General features: G+C 44.9%; 17 protein-coding genes and 2 tRNA genes. 13 read left to right on the top strand and 6 right to left on the bottom strand.

Going from position 1 to position 21,319, the window contains the following annotated elements; genetic code table 11:
* The first annotated feature begins 75 nt into the window (after positions 1 to 75).
* From mgtE to HL061_RS11885, 5 genes are all read left to right on the top strand, one after another.
* On the top strand, positions 76 to 1,467 hold the full coding sequence (mgtE, locus tag HL061_RS11905; protein WP_167669402.1) for a magnesium transporter: 1,392 nt from the start codon (positions 76 to 78) through the stop codon (positions 1,465 to 1,467).
* A gap of 126 nt (positions 1,468 to 1,593) precedes the next feature.
* Positions 1,594 to 2,058 carry a dUTP diphosphatase gene (dut, locus tag HL061_RS11900; RefSeq protein ID WP_071003269.1) on the top strand — a complete coding sequence of 155 codons (465 nt, stop codon included), beginning with the start codon at positions 1,594 to 1,596 and terminating at the stop codon, positions 2,056 to 2,058.
* Positions 2,059 to 2,235: 177 nt separating this feature from the next.
* Positions 2,236 to 4,092 (top strand): phosphomannomutase, encoded by a 1,857-nt coding sequence (locus tag HL061_RS11895; RefSeq protein WP_071003267.1) that lies wholly within the window; start codon positions 2,236 to 2,238, stop codon positions 4,090 to 4,092.
* A gap of 74 nt (positions 4,093 to 4,166) precedes the next feature.
* Positions 4,167 to 5,069, top strand: coding sequence for an acetylglutamate kinase (gene argB, locus HL061_RS11890; RefSeq protein ID WP_071003266.1), 903 nt, complete (start codon positions 4,167 to 4,169; stop codon positions 5,067 to 5,069).
* 24 nt (positions 5,070 to 5,093) lie between these two features.
* A complete protein-coding gene (locus tag HL061_RS11885; RefSeq protein ID WP_197496697.1) occupies positions 5,094 to 5,267 on the top strand; it encodes a hypothetical protein in 174 nt (57 codons plus the stop codon).
* Positions 5,268 to 5,352: 85 nt separating this feature from the next.
* Here HL061_RS11885 and HL061_RS11880 read toward each other — a convergent pair whose 3' ends face one another.
* Entirely contained in the window at positions 5,353 to 5,724 is a 372-nt protein-coding gene (locus HL061_RS11880; RefSeq protein WP_240365342.1) for an arsenate reductase, read from the bottom strand.
* Between the two features lie 236 nt (positions 5,725 to 5,960).
* Here HL061_RS11880 and leuS point away from each other — a divergent pair, with 236 nt between their 5' ends.
* The 7 genes from leuS (at position 5,961) to HL061_RS11845 (ending at position 14,983) form a co-directional block, all read left to right on the top strand.
* Positions 5,961 to 8,648, top strand: coding sequence for a leucine--tRNA ligase (gene leuS / locus HL061_RS11875; RefSeq protein WP_252962856.1), 2,688 nt, complete (start codon positions 5,961 to 5,963; stop codon positions 8,646 to 8,648).
* Between the two features lie 50 nt (positions 8,649 to 8,698).
* Complete coding sequence (locus tag HL061_RS11870; RefSeq protein WP_240365343.1) at positions 8,699 to 9,412, top strand: hypothetical protein; 714 nt, start codon at positions 8,699 to 8,701, stop codon at positions 9,410 to 9,412.
* Between the two features lie 161 nt (positions 9,413 to 9,573).
* Entirely contained in the window at positions 9,574 to 10,659 is a 1,086-nt protein-coding gene (locus HL061_RS11865) for a hypothetical protein (protein WP_093070734.1), read from the top strand.
* Positions 10,660 to 10,917: 258 nt separating this feature from the next.
* A complete protein-coding gene (locus HL061_RS11860; protein ID WP_093070736.1) occupies positions 10,918 to 12,237 on the top strand; it encodes an efflux RND transporter periplasmic adaptor subunit in 1,320 nt (439 codons plus the stop codon).
* 250 nt (positions 12,238 to 12,487) lie between these two features.
* Positions 12,488 to 14,437, top strand: coding sequence for a MacB family efflux pump subunit (locus HL061_RS11855; RefSeq protein ID WP_228724661.1), 1,950 nt, complete (start codon positions 12,488 to 12,490; stop codon positions 14,435 to 14,437).
* Between the two features lie 192 nt (positions 14,438 to 14,629).
* Positions 14,630 to 14,705: transfer RNA gene (locus tag HL061_RS11850), tRNA-Lys, on the top strand.
* Positions 14,706 to 14,907: 202 nt separating this feature from the next.
* Positions 14,908 to 14,983: transfer RNA gene (locus tag HL061_RS11845), tRNA-Lys, on the top strand.
* A 74-nt stretch (positions 14,984 to 15,057) separates the two neighbouring features.
* On the opposite strand, the gene HL061_RS11840 is transcribed toward HL061_RS11845, so the two are convergent.
* Together HL061_RS11840 and HL061_RS11835 are read right to left on the bottom strand one after the other, a co-directional pair.
* Positions 15,058 to 15,846, bottom strand: a complete 789-nt coding sequence (locus tag HL061_RS11840) for an MBL fold metallo-hydrolase (RefSeq protein WP_252962855.1) — start codon at positions 15,844 to 15,846, stop codon at positions 15,058 to 15,060.
* 254 nt (positions 15,847 to 16,100) lie between these two features.
* Positions 16,101 to 18,188 (bottom strand): catalase, encoded by a 2,088-nt coding sequence (locus HL061_RS11835; RefSeq protein ID WP_252962854.1) that lies wholly within the window; start codon positions 18,186 to 18,188, stop codon positions 16,101 to 16,103.
* A 425-nt stretch (positions 18,189 to 18,613) separates the two neighbouring features.
* Here HL061_RS11835 and HL061_RS11830 point away from each other — a divergent pair, with 425 nt between their 5' ends.
* Positions 18,614 to 19,405, top strand: a complete 792-nt coding sequence (locus HL061_RS11830) for a dienelactone hydrolase family protein (protein ID WP_252962853.1) — start codon at positions 18,614 to 18,616, stop codon at positions 19,403 to 19,405.
* Positions 19,406 to 19,504: 99 nt separating this feature from the next.
* Here the strand turns inward: HL061_RS11830 and HL061_RS11825 are convergent, their stop codons facing one another.
* The 3 genes from HL061_RS11825 to HL061_RS11815 all read right to left on the bottom strand — a co-directional run bounded on the left by HL061_RS11825 (position 19,505) and on the right by HL061_RS11815 (position 21,111).
* Positions 19,505 to 20,164, bottom strand: coding sequence for a DUF938 domain-containing protein (locus HL061_RS11825; protein ID WP_240365347.1), 660 nt, complete (start codon positions 20,162 to 20,164; stop codon positions 19,505 to 19,507).
* A 67-nt stretch (positions 20,165 to 20,231) separates the two neighbouring features.
* The gene (locus tag HL061_RS11820) at positions 20,232 to 20,693 is read right to left on the bottom strand and encodes a flavodoxin family protein (RefSeq protein ID WP_240365348.1); all 462 of its coding nucleotides are present in this window, start codon (positions 20,691 to 20,693) and stop codon (positions 20,232 to 20,234) included.
* Positions 20,694 to 20,697: 4 nt separating this feature from the next.
* Entirely contained in the window at positions 20,698 to 21,111 is a 414-nt protein-coding gene (locus HL061_RS11815; RefSeq protein WP_212563808.1) for an OsmC family protein, read from the bottom strand.
* Between the last annotated feature and the right edge of the window lie 208 nt (positions 21,112 to 21,319).

Genomic DNA, 21,319 nt, shown 5'->3' with positions numbered 1-21,319 from the left:
ACGCTAACCCGACGTTTTGCCATTTGCTATTATTAACACTTTATAAAAGATATTGGAATCCTTATGCCTACCTCGATGCCCGATCAGGAACGACCATCAGTGCTACCAGGAGATTATAATCCGGCTGAATACAGTGCCGAATATAAACTGCTGTATTTGCAGGATTTGGTTGCTGATAAAGCATATGAGGCGATTACAGAGTTTTTAGAAAAGCAGTCTGAGTATGAAATTGCAAGCCTACTAGAGTCTTTCCCGACTCAAAACCGCCTACTCATCTGGGAGCAAGTACCAGAGAGCATTAAAGGTGAGGTACTTGCTGAGCTCGAGTACGATACCCGCCAGCCATTATTAGAGAATATTTCTTCTCAAGAAATCTCGCTATTTACCCAAGATCTTGATGCCCAAGACATCTCTGAGATTTTGGATACTGTCACTGAGAGCGTACGTACCTCAGTCATGGCAACGCTCGATGAAGAAACGCGCGTCCAAGTCAATAAACTTGATACGTATGATGACTGGGAAGTTGGGAGCTACATGGATCCCGATATTATCCAAATACGGGATGATATCTGTCTGGCGGATGTACAGGATTGGCTACGCGAAAACGAGGATCTGCTCGATGACGAAAGCCAAGAACTGCTTGTTGTCGATCAAAGCCAGCAATTACTTGGGCTATTGAGTCTGGTAGATCTGATTAAACATGATCAAAACACCCTAGTCTCAGAACTGATTGATACGGCTATCACCATCAATGATCGCCTAGATATCCAAGATGCTGCAGCGATTTTTCGTTCAGAAGACATTCGTTTCGCCCCCGTGACAAATAGCTATGGCGAGCTGGTTGGACAGCTAAATGGCGAGGACATCATGGAGATTATCCAAGATGATGTCGATAGCACTATGAAAAATCTTGCTGGTGTCAGTCAAGACGAAGAGCTGTTTGCGCCTATTTTGACCAGTGCCAAAAGCCGTAGTGTTTGGCTGGGTATCAATCTATGTACCGCGCTCTTGGCAGCCGCGGTGATTGGACAATTCGAGGAAGTCTTGGCACAAGTGGTGGCGCTGGCGATATTGATGCCTGTGGTCGCCAGCATGGGCGGTATTGCAGGCTCGCAAACCTTGACCGTCGTTATCCGCGGGATGGCAATGGGTCAAATCGGTGGTTCTAACCGAGTCTGGCTCCTTAATAAAGAGCTGTGGGTTGGCGCGATAAACGGTATCATTTGGGCGATCATCATGGCATTTATTGCCCAATTATGGTTTCATGACATCGAAATTAGTGCTGTCATTGGCTTTGCCATTGCGATCAACATGACGGCGGCGAATGTCTCGGGAATTAGTATACCGCTGTTACTTAAGCGCATGAACATTGACCCAGCCTTGTCTGCCTCGGTGATTTTGACCACCGTGACGGATATTGTTGGTTTTATGTCATTTTTAGGCTTGGCGAGTGTGTTAATACTCTAGTGAATTGCTAAATAATAAAGTATCCAATAAAAACACAGCATTGCTATTCATATATCATTGTTGTTTATAAAATATTGTTAAATAGTCTTAATTTATAAAACTTCTAAATCGTTAAGTGAGTGTGTTATGCAAGCTGTACAAGTGAAAGTAGTCAATCCTAAAATTATTGAAGATGAAGCATTTTCTCTACCGACTCGCGCTACCGATGGCAGTGCTGGTATCGATCTGCGCGCTTGTATTGATGAGCCTTTAACGATCAAAGCAGGCGAAACCCACTTGATCGGTACGGGCCTTGCTGTTTATATTCAAGACCCTAATTATGCCGGTATGATATTGCCACGCTCAGGCCTTGGCCATAAGCACGGCATCGTCTTGGGTAACTTGGTTGGGCTGATTGATGCCGACTATCAAGGTGAGCTGATGGTCAGTATTTGGAATCGCAGTAACGAAGACTTTGTTCTCAACCCAAGCGATCGCATGGCACAGTATATCGTGGTGCCTGTTGCCCGTCCTGAGTTTGAAGTGGTTGCAGAATTCAGTGATGAAAGCGTGCGCGGTGCTGGCGGATTTGGACATTCAGGCCGTCAGTAATTATTCGCTCAATTAATGATCGTTGAGGTGGCGATTTCAGGTTAGCAGTGCCAGTTTAGTGGCTAAAATAATTATTGGGATGGCGACTAAGAGTAATTGTTTACATTAATAGAATGTTACGCTACCCGTTTTGTATTCATAATTACCTATTTACCACGTCAATAAGGAGAATAAGCCATGCCATCTTTTGCGGCGCAGCAATCCTTATTTCGTGCTTATGACATCCGTGGTACAAACACGCATTTCACCGATGAGTTTGTACAAGCGCTGGGCCATCGTTTTGCTCAGCTCTATAGCGCTGAGTCACACCACCTGACACAAGCGCTAACCCAAGATATCGATGCCAATACTGCTGATGTTACTTATTCTCCCGATAGCACCATGAATGTTCAAGAGGATACAGTAGCCGAAACTATCGTGGTGATCGGCTACGATATGCGTCATGGCAGCGAATCGATTGCACGTACACTCTCTACTGTATTAGCCCAACAGGGTTTATGCGTTATCCAGCTCGGTCTTGTTACCACACCCATGATGGCGTTTTGGGCAAAGCAGTATCAAGGTCATGGCATTATTGTAACCGCCAGCCACTCTGCCAAAGACGTATTGGGTATCAAGTGGTTGGTCAATCATAAATCTCCTAGTAGCTTAGAGATACAAGCCCTTTATCAACAATTAATCTCTCATACTCATTACTTATCTAAAAATCAGGTCGAGCAAGCAACCTTAGACTCAGAACCAGACTCACACTATATAAATATTAGCAGCAATACTGAATTGTCTAGAGCTTTGCTTAAAGAGCTGCTTGCCAAGCAAGTAGCAGATGTCTATATCGCGGCTATTGAGCAAGTCTTTTGCCAGTTGACTCAGGATAATCAGACAGCACCTACAAACAACCGAAAAACAGCGTCTAAGCTTGATTTGGTTGTGGTTATTGATTGTATGCACGGTGCCACTGGCAACATCACTCAGCGCTTATTTGACCGTTTTTGCCAGCATGTCATTGTGCTCAATGACACGCCAGATGGCAGTTTTCCTCTTGGTAATCCTGATCCAGCCGAGCCCAACCGTCTAACAGCGCTGCAGCAAGCTGTTGCTTTTCATTGTGCCGATATTGGTTTAGCATTTGATGGTGATGGTGATCGTTTGATGATCGTTGATAATAACGGCAAAGTGGTCATGCCTGATCACCTACTCTACTTGTTAGCACGCATTGCCATAACAGAACGTCCGGATTCTTTGACCAGCTCCTTAGCGTCTGAGGTGCTATTTGATATTAAATGCGCGCATCATCTGCCAAAGCTACTGGCGGATCTTGGCGCGATGCCAGTGATTAGCAAAACCGGTAGCAGCTTTATGCGCCAACAGGTACAGCATCCTGATAGTCAAATTGTCTTTGCAGGTGAGCTATCAGGGCATTTTATTTTTAATGATGGCCGCTTTATCCCTTATGATGATGCCATATATGCTGCATTGCGCTTACTGCATTGGTTTGTCAAGTCTCGTAATATCTTAGATGATAAAAATGCACTATCAGATATTCTCCAACGCTTGCCCGCCATGGTCAGTACAGCAGATCATTATCTGCCGATGCCGCAGACTGCTAGGACAGATTGCTCAATCATGGAGCAATTAACGAGGGTTTGTACCTACTTGCAGCAGCTAGCGAGCGTGACGACTCATGCTGATTCGTTTGATATTTCTGATTACCGACTAGACGCCGCCAATCTACCAACGGCTTTATGTGCGTCACCAGTCTGTACTTGCTCCACTATCAGATCCCATATAGCTGTCGAACAAGCCAAGTCTTTATTGCCAGCAGGCACTAGACTTAGCTGCATTGATGGTGTGCGCTTGGATTTTGCGCACGGATTTGGCGTGTTGCGTCAATCAAATACCAGTAATAGCCTGACTGCGCGCTTCGCTGGTGACAGCATGGATGATCTAAAAGACATTCAAGCGACCTTTGCCGCGTTGTGTCGCCCATTTGATGCAGAGCTGGCAACACAGATTATCGCCATGCCTGCTGAATAACGGCATTAAACCTGTATCGATTAAATATGCTAAAAAGAACAACCCATTTAAAACCCGCCCTTTAGGAGTTAGGAATGACACTTAATTTAGATGACGCCAAAAACACCGCTGAAGTATTAACCACTGCCCTGCCCTATATTCAGCGCTTTGTTGATAAACTCATCGTGGTGAAATATGGCGGCAATGCCATGACCGATCCTGAACTCGAAAGCTCATTTGCTCGTGATATTGTCTTGCTGAAAACGGTCGGTATACATCCAGTCGTTGTACATGGTGGTGGCCCACAAGTTGATAACTTGTTAAAAGAGCTGGGTCGTCAGTCTGATCGTATCGATGGGATGCGTGTGACTGACAAAAGCACGATGGATATCGTAGAAATGGTGCTTGGCGGCAGTGTCAACAAATCGATTGTTAGCTTGATTAACAAGCACGGCGGTCGCGCAATTGGCCTCACGGGTAAAGACGCCAATTTGATTCGTGCCAAAAAACTGATGATGGAAAAAATCGGTAACGACGGTGTCGTGGTGCCTGTCGATTTAGGATTTGTGGGCGACGTAGTCAGTGTCAATAAAGACGTCATCAATATGCTCATCTCCTCTGATTTCATTCCCGTTATCGCACCACTTGGTGTCGATAAAGAAGGCAATACTTATAATATCAATGCAGACCTAGTCGCTGGTAAGGTGGCGGAGTTTTTACAAGCAGAGAAGCTGATGCTATTGACCAATATCAAAGGCGTATTGGGCCGTGACGGCGAGGTAGTGACTGGGCTAACACCCAAGAAAGTCGATGCTTTAATCGAAGATGGGACGATCTCAGGCGGTATGATTCCCAAAATACAGTGTGCGCTTGATGCCGTGCGTAGCGGTGTTAAAAGTGCCGTTATCGTTGATGGCCGTGTGCCTCATGCCACGTTACTGGAAATTTTCACTAACGAAGGGGTTGGTACACTGATTAGCCGTGAGATAGAGGCCTAATTCAGCTAAAAACAGGAATCAGTCATGTCTCTTCCGCTATGGTTTCTGCTATTTATCTTAGAAAGTATCTACTGCTGGTGGGTCATTGGCTATGGCGGCGCAAAGTGGATAGAGGGCTGGAAGTCGTTTTTTATGATTGACTGGTTTGCCCTTGATTGGACAGCGGAGCAAATCCGCCTCTATGTGCTCATTATTTAGGGCTTTAGTGTAATTTGGTTTATTGTTGGCGTTATCAAGCCCGAGCTAAGATTTAATTATTAGCTCAGGCGTTTTATGACCGTTTTTAACCAAACACACGCTCAAACTCCGCTTCATCAAAACCGCACAGCAGTATCGGCTGATCTTTATCTGCTAATTGACCTTCTACAATCGGACGTTTGATCATACTGGTGTTTTCAACCAATAGCTCAATGGCATTGTCCACACTGGCGTCAGCTGCTTGCTTTTGCTCATCGGTCAGCTTGCGCCATGTTGTGCCGCGCTTATTGAGCACTTTATCAATCCCTAACGCATTCACCCAGCGCTGTACTGTATCTTTATCGACACCTTGTTTTTTATAATCATGAAACTCATAGCTAACGCCTAGCTCGTCAAGCTTATTGAACGCCTTTTTCATCGTGCTACATGATTTGATACCGTAAATGGTGATGGTCATGATGACTCCTTATCATTACTCATAAATACTGGTGAACGTTTCTATTATACCGGAGGCTGATTGGATATAAAAAATACCTCACTTTTAATCGTCAAACCTGATGAGCAAATGCATCATATCGTCGCAATTTTTGCCAAATTACGCTATGCTATGGCATTGTCAAATTCCACCTATTTTGAACAGTATTAAACAAATCCGTATTAAATAAATCAGTATCAACCAATTTCGAGCCGACTATGAGCAACGCCGTGACAGCAGACCAAACCGACAACCATCATTATAACCCGCAAGCGATCGAAGCCGCTCAGCAGACCAAATGGGCCACTGACAAGCGCTTTGAAGTCAGCAATGAGCCAAGCGACAAGCCAAGTCGTTACATGCTGTCGATGTTCCCTTACCCAAGCGGCAAGCTGCATATGGGCCACGTACGTAACTATACGATTTCTGACGTCTTAAGCCGTTATTATCGCCTAAAAGGGTATGAGGTCATGCAGCCAATGGGCTGGGATGGTTTTGGCTTGCCAGCTGAGAACGCCGCGATTGCCAATCAAACGCCACCTGCTGCATGGACGTTTGCCAATATCGACAATATGCGCGCGCAGCTTAAATTGTTAGGCCTGTCTATTGATTGGTCACGCGAGTTTGCCACTTGTAGCCCTGAATACTATCAGTGGGAGCAGTGGCTATTCTTGCAGTTGTACAAAAAAGGCCTAGTGTACAAAAAGCTATCGACGGTCAACTGGGATCCCGTTGATAATACTGTCTTAGCAAACGAGCAAGTCATTGATGGTAAAGGCTGGCGTAGTGGTGCGGCAGTCGAAAAACGTGACATCCCCATGTATTACTTCAACATCACTGACTATGCCGATGAATTGCTCGACGATTTGGATCAACTAGAAGGTCACTGGCCTTCTGAAGTATTGACCATGCAGCGCAACTGGATTGGTCGTAGTGCCGGTATGGAAGTACATTTCCCTTATGAGATTGCTGGCGAAGAAAACACCTTAGATGTGTTCACCACTCGTCCTGATACTTTGATGGGCGTGACTTATGTCGCCGTTGCCGCAGAACACCCACTCGCACAGTACGCTGCTGAAAAAGACGACATGATTGCCCAATTCTGTGCGATGTGCAAAAAAGGTTCAGTGGCTGAGGCCGATCTCGCCAAAGCCGAGAAAATCGGTATGGATACCGGCCTGACCGTCACTCATCCACTGACTGGTGAAGAAGTGCCTGTTTGGGTCGCCAACTATGTACTGATGAGCTACGGCTCAGGTGCAGTGATGGCCGTGCCTGCTCACGATGAGCGTGATTATGAATTTGCGGTAAAGTACAACCTACCGATTAAACAAGTCATCAATACCCCTGATGGCTATTTTGATGATTTAAAAGCAGATGCTAAGGCAAATGATAGTGAAGTCAATCTTGCTTATACCGAGCGCAACACTCTGGTCAATTCAGGTGAGTTTGACGGTTTAGATTTTGAGCAGGCGTTTGATGCCATGCTTGCCAAACTTGAGCCAAAATCGCTTGCCAAGAAAAAAATCCAATACCGCCTGCGGGATTGGGGCGTGTCGCGCCAGCGCTATTGGGGCTGCCCTATCCCAATGATCAACTGTGAGCATTGTGGTACGGTTCCTGTCGAAGAGCAAGACTTGCCCGTTGTGTTGCCAACCGACGTCGTACCTGATGGTCGTGGTAATCCACTCAAGAATATACCAGAGTTTGTCAATACCACTTGTCCTAAATGTGGTAATCCTGCTGAGCGTGAGACCGATACCTTTGACACATTCGTGGAGTCAAGCTGGTATTACGCCCGCTTTGCTAGTCCAACTGACACACAAAACATGGTCAACAAGTCTGCTGCCAATAAATGGCTGCCAGTCGATCAATACGTGGGCGGTGTTGAGCATGCAGTGATGCATCTGTTGTATGCGCGCTTCTTCCATAAGCTCATGCGAGATGAAAACTTGGTCACTGGCGACGAGCCATTTGCCAACCTAATGACGCAAGGTATGGTACTCGCTGGCACCTTCTACCGTGTCAACGCGGATGGCAGTACCACTTACTACTTTGCAGAAGACATCGATATCGACTACAACGACCGTGGACAGCCGATCAAAGCGACCTTAAAGCTGGATGGTCAGCCAGTCACGATTGGCAAAATCGAAAAAATGTCTAAATCAAAAAACAACGGTGTCGATCCACAGCTGACTATTGATAAATACGGTGCGGACACGGTTCGTCTATATACACTATTTACCGCACCTGCCGATCAGACGCTTGAATGGTCAGATGACGCGCTAAAAGGCCCTTACAACTTTGTGAAAAAAGTATGGCGCATCGCTAATGATCACATGCAAGCGCTAACGGCCGCCAATATCAGCATTGATACGCTGAACGGTGCGACATTGAACACAGAGGGATTGAGCAAAGAAGCCAAAAACTTACGCCGTAAAACGCACGAAACCATCGCCAAGATTGATAGTGATTTGGGTGATCGTTTAGCACTCAACACACCTGTATCAAGCCTGATGGAACTTGCCAACGAGTTGACTGCCTTTAACGCCAGTAGTGAGCAAGAGCTACACGTTAAAAACGAAGCGTTGACCAATCTGCTGATTATGCTGTCTGTCTATGCGCCGCACGTTGGTGAGCATTTACTTGAGCAGCTCGGCCTTGATACTTTAACCTTAGATTACCCGACTGTTGATGAAAGTGCGCTGGTACAGGACATGATTACGATGGTCGTTCAGGTCAATGGTAAAATGCGTGGTAAGATGGATGTCGCACCGAACAGCGATCCTGAGCAGCTAAAAGCACAAGCTCGAACGATGGAAAGCGTAGCAAAGTTCATCACAGGCGAGATCAAAAAAGAAATCGTCGTACCCAACAAGCTGGTTAATATCGTGGTTGCAGGCTAGTCGCCTAGGCTTAGTGCTCTAAGCCTTTTTATCATATGAGGATAGCGTTTATGTCGTATAAGCATCGAGCTTGGCAATCACAACCAACGCCAAGCGCACGGCACGTTGGTACAAAACAATCTGGTGGAAAGAAGCTTGCGACGGCATTGCTCACAGCATTACCTATGTTTGCGATATTGGGTACAACGGCAGGTCTAAGTGGTTGCGGTTTTCAGCTACGCGGCTATGATTCGCCAATGCTGCTCAATGCCAACAAAACAGCCGTCATTATCGAAGACAATCGCACCTCATTTCCTCTAAAATTGCCATTGACACGCCGCCTAACCACATTAGGTGTCGATGTCATTGGCAATATGACAGTTGATGATGTGATTCGCAGCAATCAACAAGCTGGTGCTAAACCGATTGCAGCGATCGATATCAGTAACGTGCGTTTTAAACGTTACGAGTTGGTGGGTGTATTGACAGAGATTCGCTTGGTACTCTCTGCTGATGTCAGCTACCAGACGATCGAGAATGGCAAGCCCGTCACGCTTACCAATCCCATTCAAGTCGAGCGTAGCTATCAATACAATGAAGCATCCGTCAGTACTGATGACCAGCAAGGCGACCAAATTCGTGATTGGCTCTATGACAGCTTAGCACGCCGTATCACGGATCAATATGTGGCGATCTCCTTACCAAAAGTTGCACCTGCTGCCAAGCAGTCTGTACTGATGAATAAAGGCACAACGCCAACGGTTGTTGTCTTACCTGAGAAGTAACTTTTAACAAATATTGTTATTAAGCTCTATCATTTGCAGCCATTTAAGTATGAAGAACAACGAGCGTACGCACTAACTTAGTCAGCTAAGCAAGTTCGACAGCGCTCGTCATATTTCTACAAATGCTATCATCTGTTTACCAACCTGTGTCCTACCACGCTATGCAACACACCTTTATACAAGCTTATCCCAAACTCCTGCAATCTTCGGTTGCGGTAGCTGGCTTGTGGCTGGCGCATGGTGACGAGCCATTACTCAGTCAATGGCTCATCGATGCACTACGTCCCCATTGGCGCGCGCAAAACTACGCCATCAAACGTATAGAGCTGATATCGGTGAAGAGTTGGCAAGAAGTATTGTCAGAGCTTGGCAGCCAGTCTCTATTTGATGATGCGAGTGCGGTAATCGTGACTGGCAATCATAAACCTGATAAAGCAGTTATTGCTGAGCTTGAGCGCTTTGCTGTTGAGGCGCAAACAGGTGCGCACAGTCATAGCGTATTATGGCTAACACCTAAGCAAGACAAACGCAGTCAGAGCAGCAAGTGGTTTGCCCCTTTTGCTCAATACGGCACTGTCATTGATTGCAATTTATACAACGAGCAGCAGCGCCAGCAGTTGTTGCAAATACAGGCGCAGAAGTTTGGATTACGACTGTCACAAGAAGCGTGGCAACTTCTTATGTCACACACTGAGCATCATCTACTCAGTGCTTATCAAACGCTATGGCGCCTGTCTTATCTGTTTGCACCGCAATTAGCTACTAGCAATAGTGATAATAATGAAGATAACGAGCACTCTAATAGTTTTACACAGCCGGTAAATAATGTGACATTGGATATTGCAGACTTACAAGCAGCCTTAGTCAGCGACGCGCAATTTAGCGTGTTTGATTTGTCTGATGCGATGCTCGCGGGTAATAGCACGCAGGTTGCCAAAATCATGTTTCAGCTAAAGTCGACCGATGAGCCTACTACTTTAGTACTCTGGGCTATTAGCAAAGACATGCGTCAAATTATCCAACTGCTGGATGGTCAAGACCCTCAAGCATTAGGCATTTGGCGTAGTAAGCAAGGGTTATACCAACAAGCATGCCGCCGTCAGTCAAAAGAACAAACGAGCGAATGGCCTGCTCTGCTCTATCGCTGTGACCAAGCCATCAAAGGCCTTATTCGCCAACCAGCATGGGAGCTGTTATTGCAAGCAGCATTGGAGCTGGCAGGCAAGCGTTTATTTACCATACGATAGTACTTCGTGATAGCCAGTCATCATTCACTATCACACCCTATGCCTTATTTTACCAAGTAGTATTTTAAAGGCCTCTCCCTTACTACCTCTTATCATGTCCACCCTTTCCTCATATTTATCCATTAACAGCCGCTTACTTGCTGTTATGTAAACTGTACTACATAGGCCTTAACCTTTCGTAAACTAATTATCATTCCCTTTCGTACATGAAGTCTCTACTATATCTACACTTGATTTAATTGTGATTGGATTGTTGTCATGCGCAAAATAAGCAGAAAATCTGCTATTAAATGGGGTGTCATCACCTTAATTATCGTAGCATTAGGGGCTTTGGCCTATACTTTTTTAAAACCAGAAGAAACCACACCTAACTATTTAACCGCAACCGTTGAAGTCGGTGATATTGAAAACAATGTCATGGCCTCTGGTAAAGTAAAAGCGTTAAATACCGTTGATGTCGGCGCGCAGGTATCTGGCGAGGTAAAACGCCTATACGTTGAAGTCGGTGATGAAGTCAAGCAAGGCGACTTGATTGCACAGATTGACCAAGTGACCCAAAAAAACAACCTGAGCAACGAACAAGCCAGCCTTGAGCAAAGTGAAGCCGCGCTACAAAGTGCGCAAGCAGAATTGCTCAGCAAACAGGCAGCACTAAAAAGTGCCTATTCCGATCTTGCTAGCCGCCAATCTGAGCTCAAACAAGCACAGTCTGATTTTGCGCGTTTGCAAGACTTAGTCGCTATCGATGCTATCTCACAACAAGAATATGACACGCAGGCGACCAGTGTCGAGACAGCAAAAGCAGCCGTTGCCAATGCACGTGCGGCTATCGACACAGCTAAAGCCGCGATTGCGACCACAGAAGCCAATATCAACAGTCAGCAAGCAGCATTACGCAAATCACGAACTAACGTCAGTACTGCTGAAGAAGATCTAAGCTATACCACGATTCGTGCACCAATATCAGGTACAGTCGTTTCTATTACGACTGAGCAAGGTACTACGGTCAATGCTAACCAAACGGCGCCCACATTGGTGACGTTAGCAGATTTATCGACCGTACGTATCAACGCGCAAATCTCAGAAGCTGATGTCATTAACGTCAGTGCTGGTATGCCTGCTTATTTCAATATTATCGGTAATCCAGACAAACAGTATGATGCGACATTAACCGCTATCGAACCTGCCCCAGAGCAGATCAGTAGCACCAGCTCGACAGACGCTGCTATCTATTACGTCGGCTACGTAGAAGTACCAAACCCTGACCGCTTGTTCCGAATCGATATGACGGCACAGATATATATCATCGTCAACGAAGCCAAAAATACTCTATTAGTACCATCAACAGTGATCCAAGAAAAGCGAGCTAAAGAAAAAGGCAAATCAACAACGGGCAAGTTTGTACGTGTATTAAAAGATGACGGAACCGTAGAAGAGCGTACTGTAGAAGTCGGTATTGATAACCGAGTAAATGCGCAAATCTTAAGTGGTTTGAAAGAAGGGGAAGAAGTAATCATCAGTGAAGAGAGCGGTAAGAAATCAGATAGCGGCCGCGTACCTGGCGGACCTCGAATGTAACTTGTGCTTTGACTATGTTGAGTAAGAAAGGCTTGCTAAACATAGCAGCCCTTTCATAACAACACTATAACGCTTATTAGCCTTTATTAAAGACACTGCTATGACTATATCTCAATCTCCTAAACCGTCGACTGAAGATAGCTCTGAAAGTAGCACGGCTCAAAACTTAGGGTCACACACTTCTGCTAATCGCTCAAACAACTCAGCAAAAACCAATACCGCTACCCACTCTGCATCAGGCAAGCCCATTATGGAACTATCTGGCATTATCAGAGAGTTCCCTGCTGGTGAGCAAACCATTCGCGTCTTGCATGATATCAGTCTGACGATTCACCAAGGTGAGATGGTCGCTATCATTGGACAGTCAGGCTCTGGTAAGTCCACCTTGATGAATATCTTAGGTTGTCTAGATCAAGCCACTGCTGGTGATTATAAGATTTATGGTCAATCCGCCCGTAAGCTTGATGCCGATCAGCTAGCAGAACTGCGCCGTGAGCACTTTGGTTTTATTTTTCAGCGCTATCATTTGCTTGGTGATATCAGTGCCAAAGACAACGTCGCCGTCCCTGCCGTGTATGCGGGCATGGATACCGAGGCACGCACCAATCGTGCTGAGAAGCTACTAACTGACCTCGGCCTTGGCAATAAGGTCAACAATCGTCCCAATCAGCTCTCAGGTGGACAGCAGCAGCGTGTTTCTGTCGCTCGTGCACTGATGAATGGTGGCGATGTTATCTTAGCAGATGAGCCAACTGGTGCCCTAGACAGTAAGTCTGGCGAAGATGTCATGGCGATTTTGCATGACCTCAGCGCACAAGGTCATACCATTATCATGGTCACTCATGATCCAAAACTAGCAGCACAAGCAGAGCGTGTGATTGAGCTCAAAGATGGCCATATCATCGCTGACTATCAAACTGAGCATTATAAGCACACAGACAAAAAACCAGAATCTATCCTTGGCGAGCATCGCAAAAGTGCCTTTGGTAGTTTTATTGATCGACTGCTTGAAGCGTTCAAAATGTCTTTGCTTGCCATGCGCGCGCATAAGATGCGTACTCTACTAACGATGCTCGGCATTATCATCGGTATTGCCGCAGTCGTATCTATCGTAGGTCTTGGACAAGGCTCTCAGCAGCAAATCCTTGCCAATATCAGCTCATTAGGTACCAATACCATTACCGTCAATGATGGCTACCCTAGAGGCGATCCTAGACGCCGCTATAACGATGACAATTTGACACCAGAAGATGCAGAGGCGGTCGGCAATCAGCCCTATATTATCAGTGTCAGCCCTCAGGTAAGTGCCAGCTCTAGTGTCCGCTATCGTAATATACAAGAGGATGCTACCGTCAATGGCGTTGGTGAAGACTATCTAACCGTCACTGGTGAGACATTAGCACTTGGCCAAGGGTTTGATGCAAAAAGCATTACTTTACGTAGTCAAGATATCATCATCGATGACAACGCTAAACAGACCTTTTTCTCAGATATTGATAACCCTGTTGGCGAGGTAATATTGGTTGGTAGTGTGCCTGGACGCGTGATTGGCGTACTTGAAGAGAGCGATGGTGGCTTTGGTCCCAGTGTAACGACGCCTACTATCTATATGCCTTATACGACAGTGATGTCGCGCGTCACCGGTAGTACCAATATCGACCGCTTTGTGGCGTTGTTAGATGATAGTATCTCTTCTAGTGCCGCAGAGACGGCCATCTCTGACTTGATAGAGAGTCGCCATGGCAAAGATGACTTTGAGCTACGAAATTCAGATTCTATCCGTCAAACCATTGAGTCGACGACAGGTACGATGACCCTACTTATCTCATCAGTTGCAGTTATTTCGTTAATTGTTGGTGGTATTGGGGTCATGAACATCATGCTAGTCTCTGTCACCGAGCGCACTAATGAAATTGGTGTTCGTATGGCAGTAGGTGCGCGTCAAAGCGATATCATGCAGCAATTTCTCATTGAGGCCGTTCTAGTCTGTATCCTAGGGGGACTGATTGGTATTGGAATGGCATTTGCCATTGGTGAGCTGATTAATAGTGTGGGCGGTGATAGTTTCAAAGTCATCTACTCACCGACTTCTATTATTGCCGCGTTTGTTTGCTCGACATTGATTGGCGTAGTATTTGGATTCTTGCCAGCACGTAATGCTGCCAAACTAGATCCTGTTGAGGCGCTTTCTCGAGACTAATAATTGATTATTGGCTCGCTTTAGCCAAATAGAGCAGTCAATATCGATATAATGGCAAAAATTTAAAGAAACTGGAATAAATTGGCAATTTTATAAGAGAATTACACTTTTTTTATCATGTGGGGTTGTAATTGTCAGAATTATATATATAATGTGCTCTCACGTTTAGGGATACAAATACTTTAAACGTTAGGGCTGTTAGCTCAGTTGGTAGAGCAGTTGACTTTTAATCAATTGGTCCCGCGTTCGAGTCGCGGACAGCCCACCATATTTTAGTTTAACCTTTATTCATCGTTCTACCCTATCCGGTAGTTGTTTAATAAAGTTAAGTTTAAAAAGCTCTTTTTTAAATGAATTACTCTTGTTGGCAATAATATACATTTATTGTTAGCATAACTTTTAGAAAATTCTATTTAAAGAATTTTCTCTTGCGAAGCTAAAATTGCAGTGTCATTTTTATACGCTTCTCAGGGCTGTTAGCTCAGTTGGTAGAGCAGTTGACTTTTAATCAATTGGTCCCGCGTTCGAGTCGCGGACAGCCCACCATATTTGAAAAGCCCAGTTACTATCATAGTAACTGGGCTTTTTTTCGTCTGCACTTTCTATCCTTTATTTTATATCTACTTATGATGTCGCCGTTTAAAAAGTCGGAAGCTGCCTTTCTTACGCCATAGCAGTTTATGTCTGATCGTATCTTTAATCGTGCGCGGATACTTGGGTGCTTGAGCGATGAACGCATCAAACTCTACCTCACTCATTGCACGCTCTCGGCCATGAGCCATCATTACCATTGATGGTTTTAAATCTCTGATTTTTTTTAACGATTGCTTATAAGCTTTGGGATCATAGACAGGAAATGGCGCCACAAACTTATGACGCAATTTAATGATGAGATCAGCCGTATATACCTGACGACTGGGCAAATGAAATAAAGACAGATCGCGATCGGTATGCCCAGGCGTCTCTAACACTTGCCATTCATCAAACTCTGGGACAAAGTCACCATCGGTGACAGTGATGTCTGGCTGAAGACTTGCTGGATAATATAAGTTTTTAAATGGGCGACCTTGCCGCCTCGCCACATAGTACGCAAGATTCATATCGACCAGATGCATCGCTCGTCCACCAATACCGCCGTACCACTGACTTTTCTTATCAGCAGAGATAATGCGGCATCCAGTCTCTTGGCGAAACCTGCGCGCACCACCCGCATGATCCGGATGCATATGGGTGACCACCACCACTTTTAGGTCTGTTATCGGCCTATTTAGAGTATCTTTGATATACCCAAGTACCATTGGCACATCGGCACGGCAACAGCCGTCTAGTAACATGATTTTATCTGGATATACTGCCAAGTAGCTACTTTGGATATAGCCCTCTAGACGTACAATTTCACACGAACTCATTTATCATCCCTGATCATTTGATCCTAGTGTCTCTGTATTTTTAGTATAGCGATAATCAATACAAAACAAATTGTTTTCAGTGAACGCTTGTGACTATAGATACGGTTGATAATAGTCGCATAATGCGTAACATCATTAATGACAACGTTTATACTTCCAGTAAAAACGCAAAAAACCCAGCGCTTAGGCTGGGTTTTCTACATTAAGTATTTACTTTATAGATTTAAAGCTGATACCATCAATTATGCTAGCGATTACGCAAGGTCACGAACCTTAGGCTCACGCTCCCATAGACGAGATTTTGCATTTTCTACAAAGCTGTCAAGCTTAGCGAGCGGTGTGACAAACTCATCTTTTTCTACAGGAAGTTTACTTAAGATAAACTCATCCGTTGCACCGCAATAAGCAATGGCTTTACAGTGTACATAAGCATCAGTGAACCAATCTAGCGTTGAGCTATCCTCCGCCAGTTTCTTAGCTTGATCCGGCATAATGATACTCACTACCGCATCGAAGAATACAGAGGGTGCGCCAGCAACACGCTCATCTGCTTGGATACGCGTATTGTCGTCAAGCTTGACTTCTTTGCTAGGAGCAACAATTTTGACCATACCGCCTTGAGCATTAATAGCATCTTCAAACTTCTTAACTTGCTCATGGTTTGATCCTTCAGCCACTAAGATACCAACCAAACGGCCTTTTAGTGATTTAGGCGTACGACCAATCGTTTGCAGAGGCTTAGAGGTGTCCATATCTTGTACTGGTGCTGCTGGTTCTGCCGCTTCTGGTAGCTCCATACCTAAGGCATTGGCAACACGATTAGCTAGATCTTCATCAATATTGATAAGGTGACTGAGCACGCGAGTACGAACATGCGCAGTATCTACTTTACCCAGCTCAAACGCGTAGGCTGATGCAATGTGTGCTTGTTCAGCAGGGGTTTGGCTACGATAGAACATACGTGGCTGACTATAGTGATCAGCGAAGCTCTCAGCACGGATACGACCTTTTACGCCATCGTCCAGTTTTTCATGAAACGAGTTAAAACCTTTTTGAGGACTTTCACGTGGACGGTCTAGATCTAGACTTTGAGGCTCATAAAGCACACGAGTCTTAGGCACTTGCATTTGCATATGACCGTCTTGCTGGTTATTTGCAAACGGACATTTAGGCGCATTGATAGGAATCTGAACAAAGTTTGGTGAGCCCAATCGTGACAACTGAGTATCTAAGTAACTAAATAGACGGCCTTGCAGTAAGGGATCGTTACTAAAGTCGATACCAGGTGGTATATGCGATGGACAGAAGGCTACCTGCTCAGTTTCTGCAAAGAAATTATCTGGGTTACGGTTTAGTACCATTTTACCGATGATTTTAACTGGCACTAGCTCTTCTGGAATCAGCTTAGTGGCATCTAAGTGGTCAAATGGAAACTCATTGGCCTCTTCTTCGGTAAAGAGCTGTACACCAAGCTCCCACTCAAAATACATACCATTTTCAATCGCTTCATACATGTCACGGCGGTTATAATCAGGGTCAGCACCAGATATTTTTACAGCTTCATCCCAAATAAGCGACTGTACACCTGCTACTGGTTTCCAATGATAACGGAAGAAAGTACTCTTACCTTCTTTGTTGAGCAAACGGTAGGTATGAATACCAAAACCTTCCATCATGCTAAAGCTACGCGGCAATGCACGATCACTCATCAGCCAAATCAGGTTATGCATCGTCTCTGGGCTTAGCGAGACAAAGTCCCAAAAGGTATCGTGTGCAGAGGCCGCTTGCGGAAACCCGCGATCCGGCTCCGGCTTGACTGCATGAATGAGATCAGGAAACTTAATGGCATCTTGAATAAAGAAGATCGGCATATTATTACCGACTAAATCCCAATTACCTTCTTCGGTATAAATCTTTACCGCAAAGCCGCGGACATCACGCGGCGTATCTTTTGAGCCTTTATTACCGGCAACGGTCGAAAAACGGGTAAAAAGTGGTGTTTGTTTACCAGTCTCAGTCAAAATTTTGGCCGTTGTATACTCTTCTAATGATTCGGTCAGCTCAAAATAACCGTGTGCCGCACTACCACGCGCATGGACAATACGCTCAGGAATACGCTCATGGTCAAAGTGGTTGATCTTTTCACGTAGTACAAAATCTTCTAATAGCGTAGGACCACGTGCGCCTGCTTTTAATGAGTTTTGATTGTCGCTGATAGCCACGCCTTGTTGGGTGGTCAATACTTTGGTGTCATCGTCTGCGCGCTGATGGGTTTCGCCCCCATTGCCGCGTTTAGTATTCATGTCTTTTGCTGGGTCGGTATGATCGATATTATTATTCATAAAACATCCTAGCTAATGAGTAAAATAGTCTCTTCCAAGACCATTAAAAATGTGCTTACACAGGTGTTGTATCCTTTGGGATAATACTGACTTCATCTGTCGATTATTTGTCTGTGCTGCTGCATGACCAATTATTAAAAAAGATAAAGGAATAAAAGGCATACGGCTTATCTTATCCAAAAACTAAGTCGCTTATAGTTACGTACATAGTGAAACTTGTTGATGTTTGGTTAAAGTTTACGTGCGCAGTCACTCAACCGCTTGACGGCTTTTGAGCCAGCCTAAACGTTAACAACCCAATCTTGTAATTTAGTTATTCTTTAAGGTATGCTTTATGGCGTACTAGAGATCATCGATAAATAACATTGGCATGGTTTTTAGCCATATATTTATCTCTTTTTTATATAACTATAAGGCTATCGACTATGTTACCAACTTCGAATTTCTCGTCCAAAAAACCTTACCGCTCATTATTGGCGGGTGCATCAATGGGGCTCCTGGCATTGACCATCAGCCAAACCGCTGCCGCTATCACGACCAAGAACGTCACTTATACGGTGGATAACCAAGCATACGAGGGCTATTACGCTAAAGCAAATAAGCCCTATGCTCCTTTTATCTTGTTGATTCATGACTGGGATGGTCTCACCGACTATGAACGCAAACGCGCTGATATGCTAGCGAATGAAGGTTACAACGTACTGGCCGCAGATATGTTTGGACAAGGTATTCGTCCCACCTCTATCGAAGAAAATAAGCGTTTAACAGGCGAATTGTATGACGATCGCAACAAAATGCGCCGCATACTACAAGGTGCGTTAAATGCTGGACGACTGGAGGGCAATGATGTGCGCAACGGCACGACCATGGGATATTGTTTCGGTGGTACGGTTGCATTAGAGTTAGCACGTTCAGGCTTCCCGCAAAAAGCCTTTGTCCCCTTCCATGGTGCCTTTGATACTCCGACCGGTCAAAGTTATGACAAGACCACTGGCGAGATATTGGTGTTCCACGGCTCAGCTGACCAGTCTGTCTCTCTAGAGAGCTTTGCGACTCTGGGCAAAACGCTAGAAGCGGCAAAAGTTCCTCATGAAATGGTCACTTACAGCGGCGCACCACATGCCTTTAGCGTATTTGGCAGTGACAGATATGATGCACGCGCCGATGAGCGCTCTTGGAAACGTTATTTGGACTTCTTAGCAGATGAGTATAAATAATCTAATCGTATAAAAATATCAGTCACCATATAAGCAATGCAAAAAAAAGACACCTCAACGAATCATCAGTGAGGTGTCTTTTTTTGACGTTCTAATCATTTAATACTTCTGAAAGACCAACAGCTGATTATTGGCAGGCATCGCGTACGTTCTGCTAAGCGTTAGATGATGCATATTTGCTAAATTTACAATGTCTTCTTTATGACGGATACCACTGTCAGAATTACCTTGCCTTAACATCGCATCAAATCGCTGGTTGCCCGCACTGGTATAGTTACCATGTTCGTTAAATGGGCCATAGACAATCAGCTTACCATCCACAGGTAACGCATCACCAGCCAGTGCAAATAATTTTTCGACCAACGCCCAACTGATGATATGTAGCGTATTTGCCGTAAATATCGCATCATAGGGCTTGGCTATATTGCTATTTACTGACTGACTATTAATAGGTACAGAATCGTAAGCCAAATCAAACGTTAATGGTAGAGATAGATTGGGCGCAGGATAAGCATGATACCAAGCCGCTATATGACGATGATTGCTCGTGACATCGCTGGTTTGCCACTGTATCTTAGGTAAACGAGGAGCAAAGTAAACACTATGCTGACCCGTTCCAGAGCCGATTTCTAAGACATGAGTATGCTCTTGTAGCTCGTTTTGCAATACTTCTAGGATAGGCTGCTTATTGTTCTCGCACGCTTGAGAGAATGGCAACGCGTCGATATCCAATTGGCTGTTTAGATGATCGATTTGCATGGATACTCTCCTCAGACTGCCCGTTACCTTTGCAGTATCTTTCGCGAATTATTGGCAAAATATACTACTAGTAAATACCCGCTTCAACGCCAGCGGCTAACGTCATGGCAAGCTCTTTTACTTGGTCAGCAAAGCTGTCTTGCCACTCACCTTGTAGTATCATTGCCTCTTGAATCCACGACCAACGCAGCCCCGTCGTGATCGTCTTTATTGCAAGCTTGGTACCCGTACCATCATGCCCTGCACGTATATATAGTGCAAATGGCATGCCTTGCTTTTCTTCTAGCACAGGATAATAACAGCGATCAAAGAAGTCTTTGGTCAGCCCTGCCATATATGCCAGATTTTCAGTCGTGCCTAATAGCAAAGCATCAGCAGCCAACACATCTTCAGGCTGCGTGTCCTGCGGCGACTTCAAAATGACAGTGATATCTAGATCAGGATGATTGGCACCACCATACGCCGCTTGCGCCAACTTCTCAGTATTGGGTGACGGCGCATGAGCGACAATCAATAACGTTTTTGCCATGGCATTAAAGGCCACGAGCAATACGGAACGTTAAGTTCTGCGTGATATCAGGGTGGAGGCTGTTGGCGACTGGACAAGTCAATGCGGTGTTATAAAAGATCGTTTGCGTTCTATCATCAAGCTCCTTATTAAAGGTCACGATGATATGGATCTCGCTCACGCGTCTTGGATCAGCGGCCATGACTTTGGTCACTTCAGCTGTGGTGCCTGCAAGGTCAATCTCCATGTCACGGGCTTTGATACCAATAATGGTCAACATACAACTGGCCAAACTGGTGGCTAGCAAATCAGTCGGTGAAAACGCTTCGCCCTTGCCTTGATTGTCAGTCGGTGCATCGGTAATAATTTCATTGTTTGATTGCAAATGAATAGCGGTAGTGCGCAAGTCGCCTTGGTATTGAACGGTTGATGTAGTCATAGGTTCTTTCCTAAGCTAAAATTCAGAAGTATACAATCCACTATAAGGTTCAAATAGTGGTTTTATAATGAATCACCAAACTATAGTCAATTCCACCTAAAAGTGTTATAAACTAATTATCAAATTCAATTGTTATTATAAAGACCATGACTTACTCACTAGATTTTCGTATGCAAGTACTAAAAAGCTTAGACGAGGGTATGACCTT

Origin of the sequence: Psychrobacter sp. PSP, from assembly GCF_024085615.1 — a bacterium.
GTDB classification, from domain to species: Bacteria; Pseudomonadota; Gammaproteobacteria; order Pseudomonadales; family Moraxellaceae; genus Psychrobacter; species Psychrobacter pacificensis.
The sequence above is the reverse complement of the archived record's forward strand: the minus strand, read 5'-3'. Positions and strand labels throughout refer to the sequence as shown.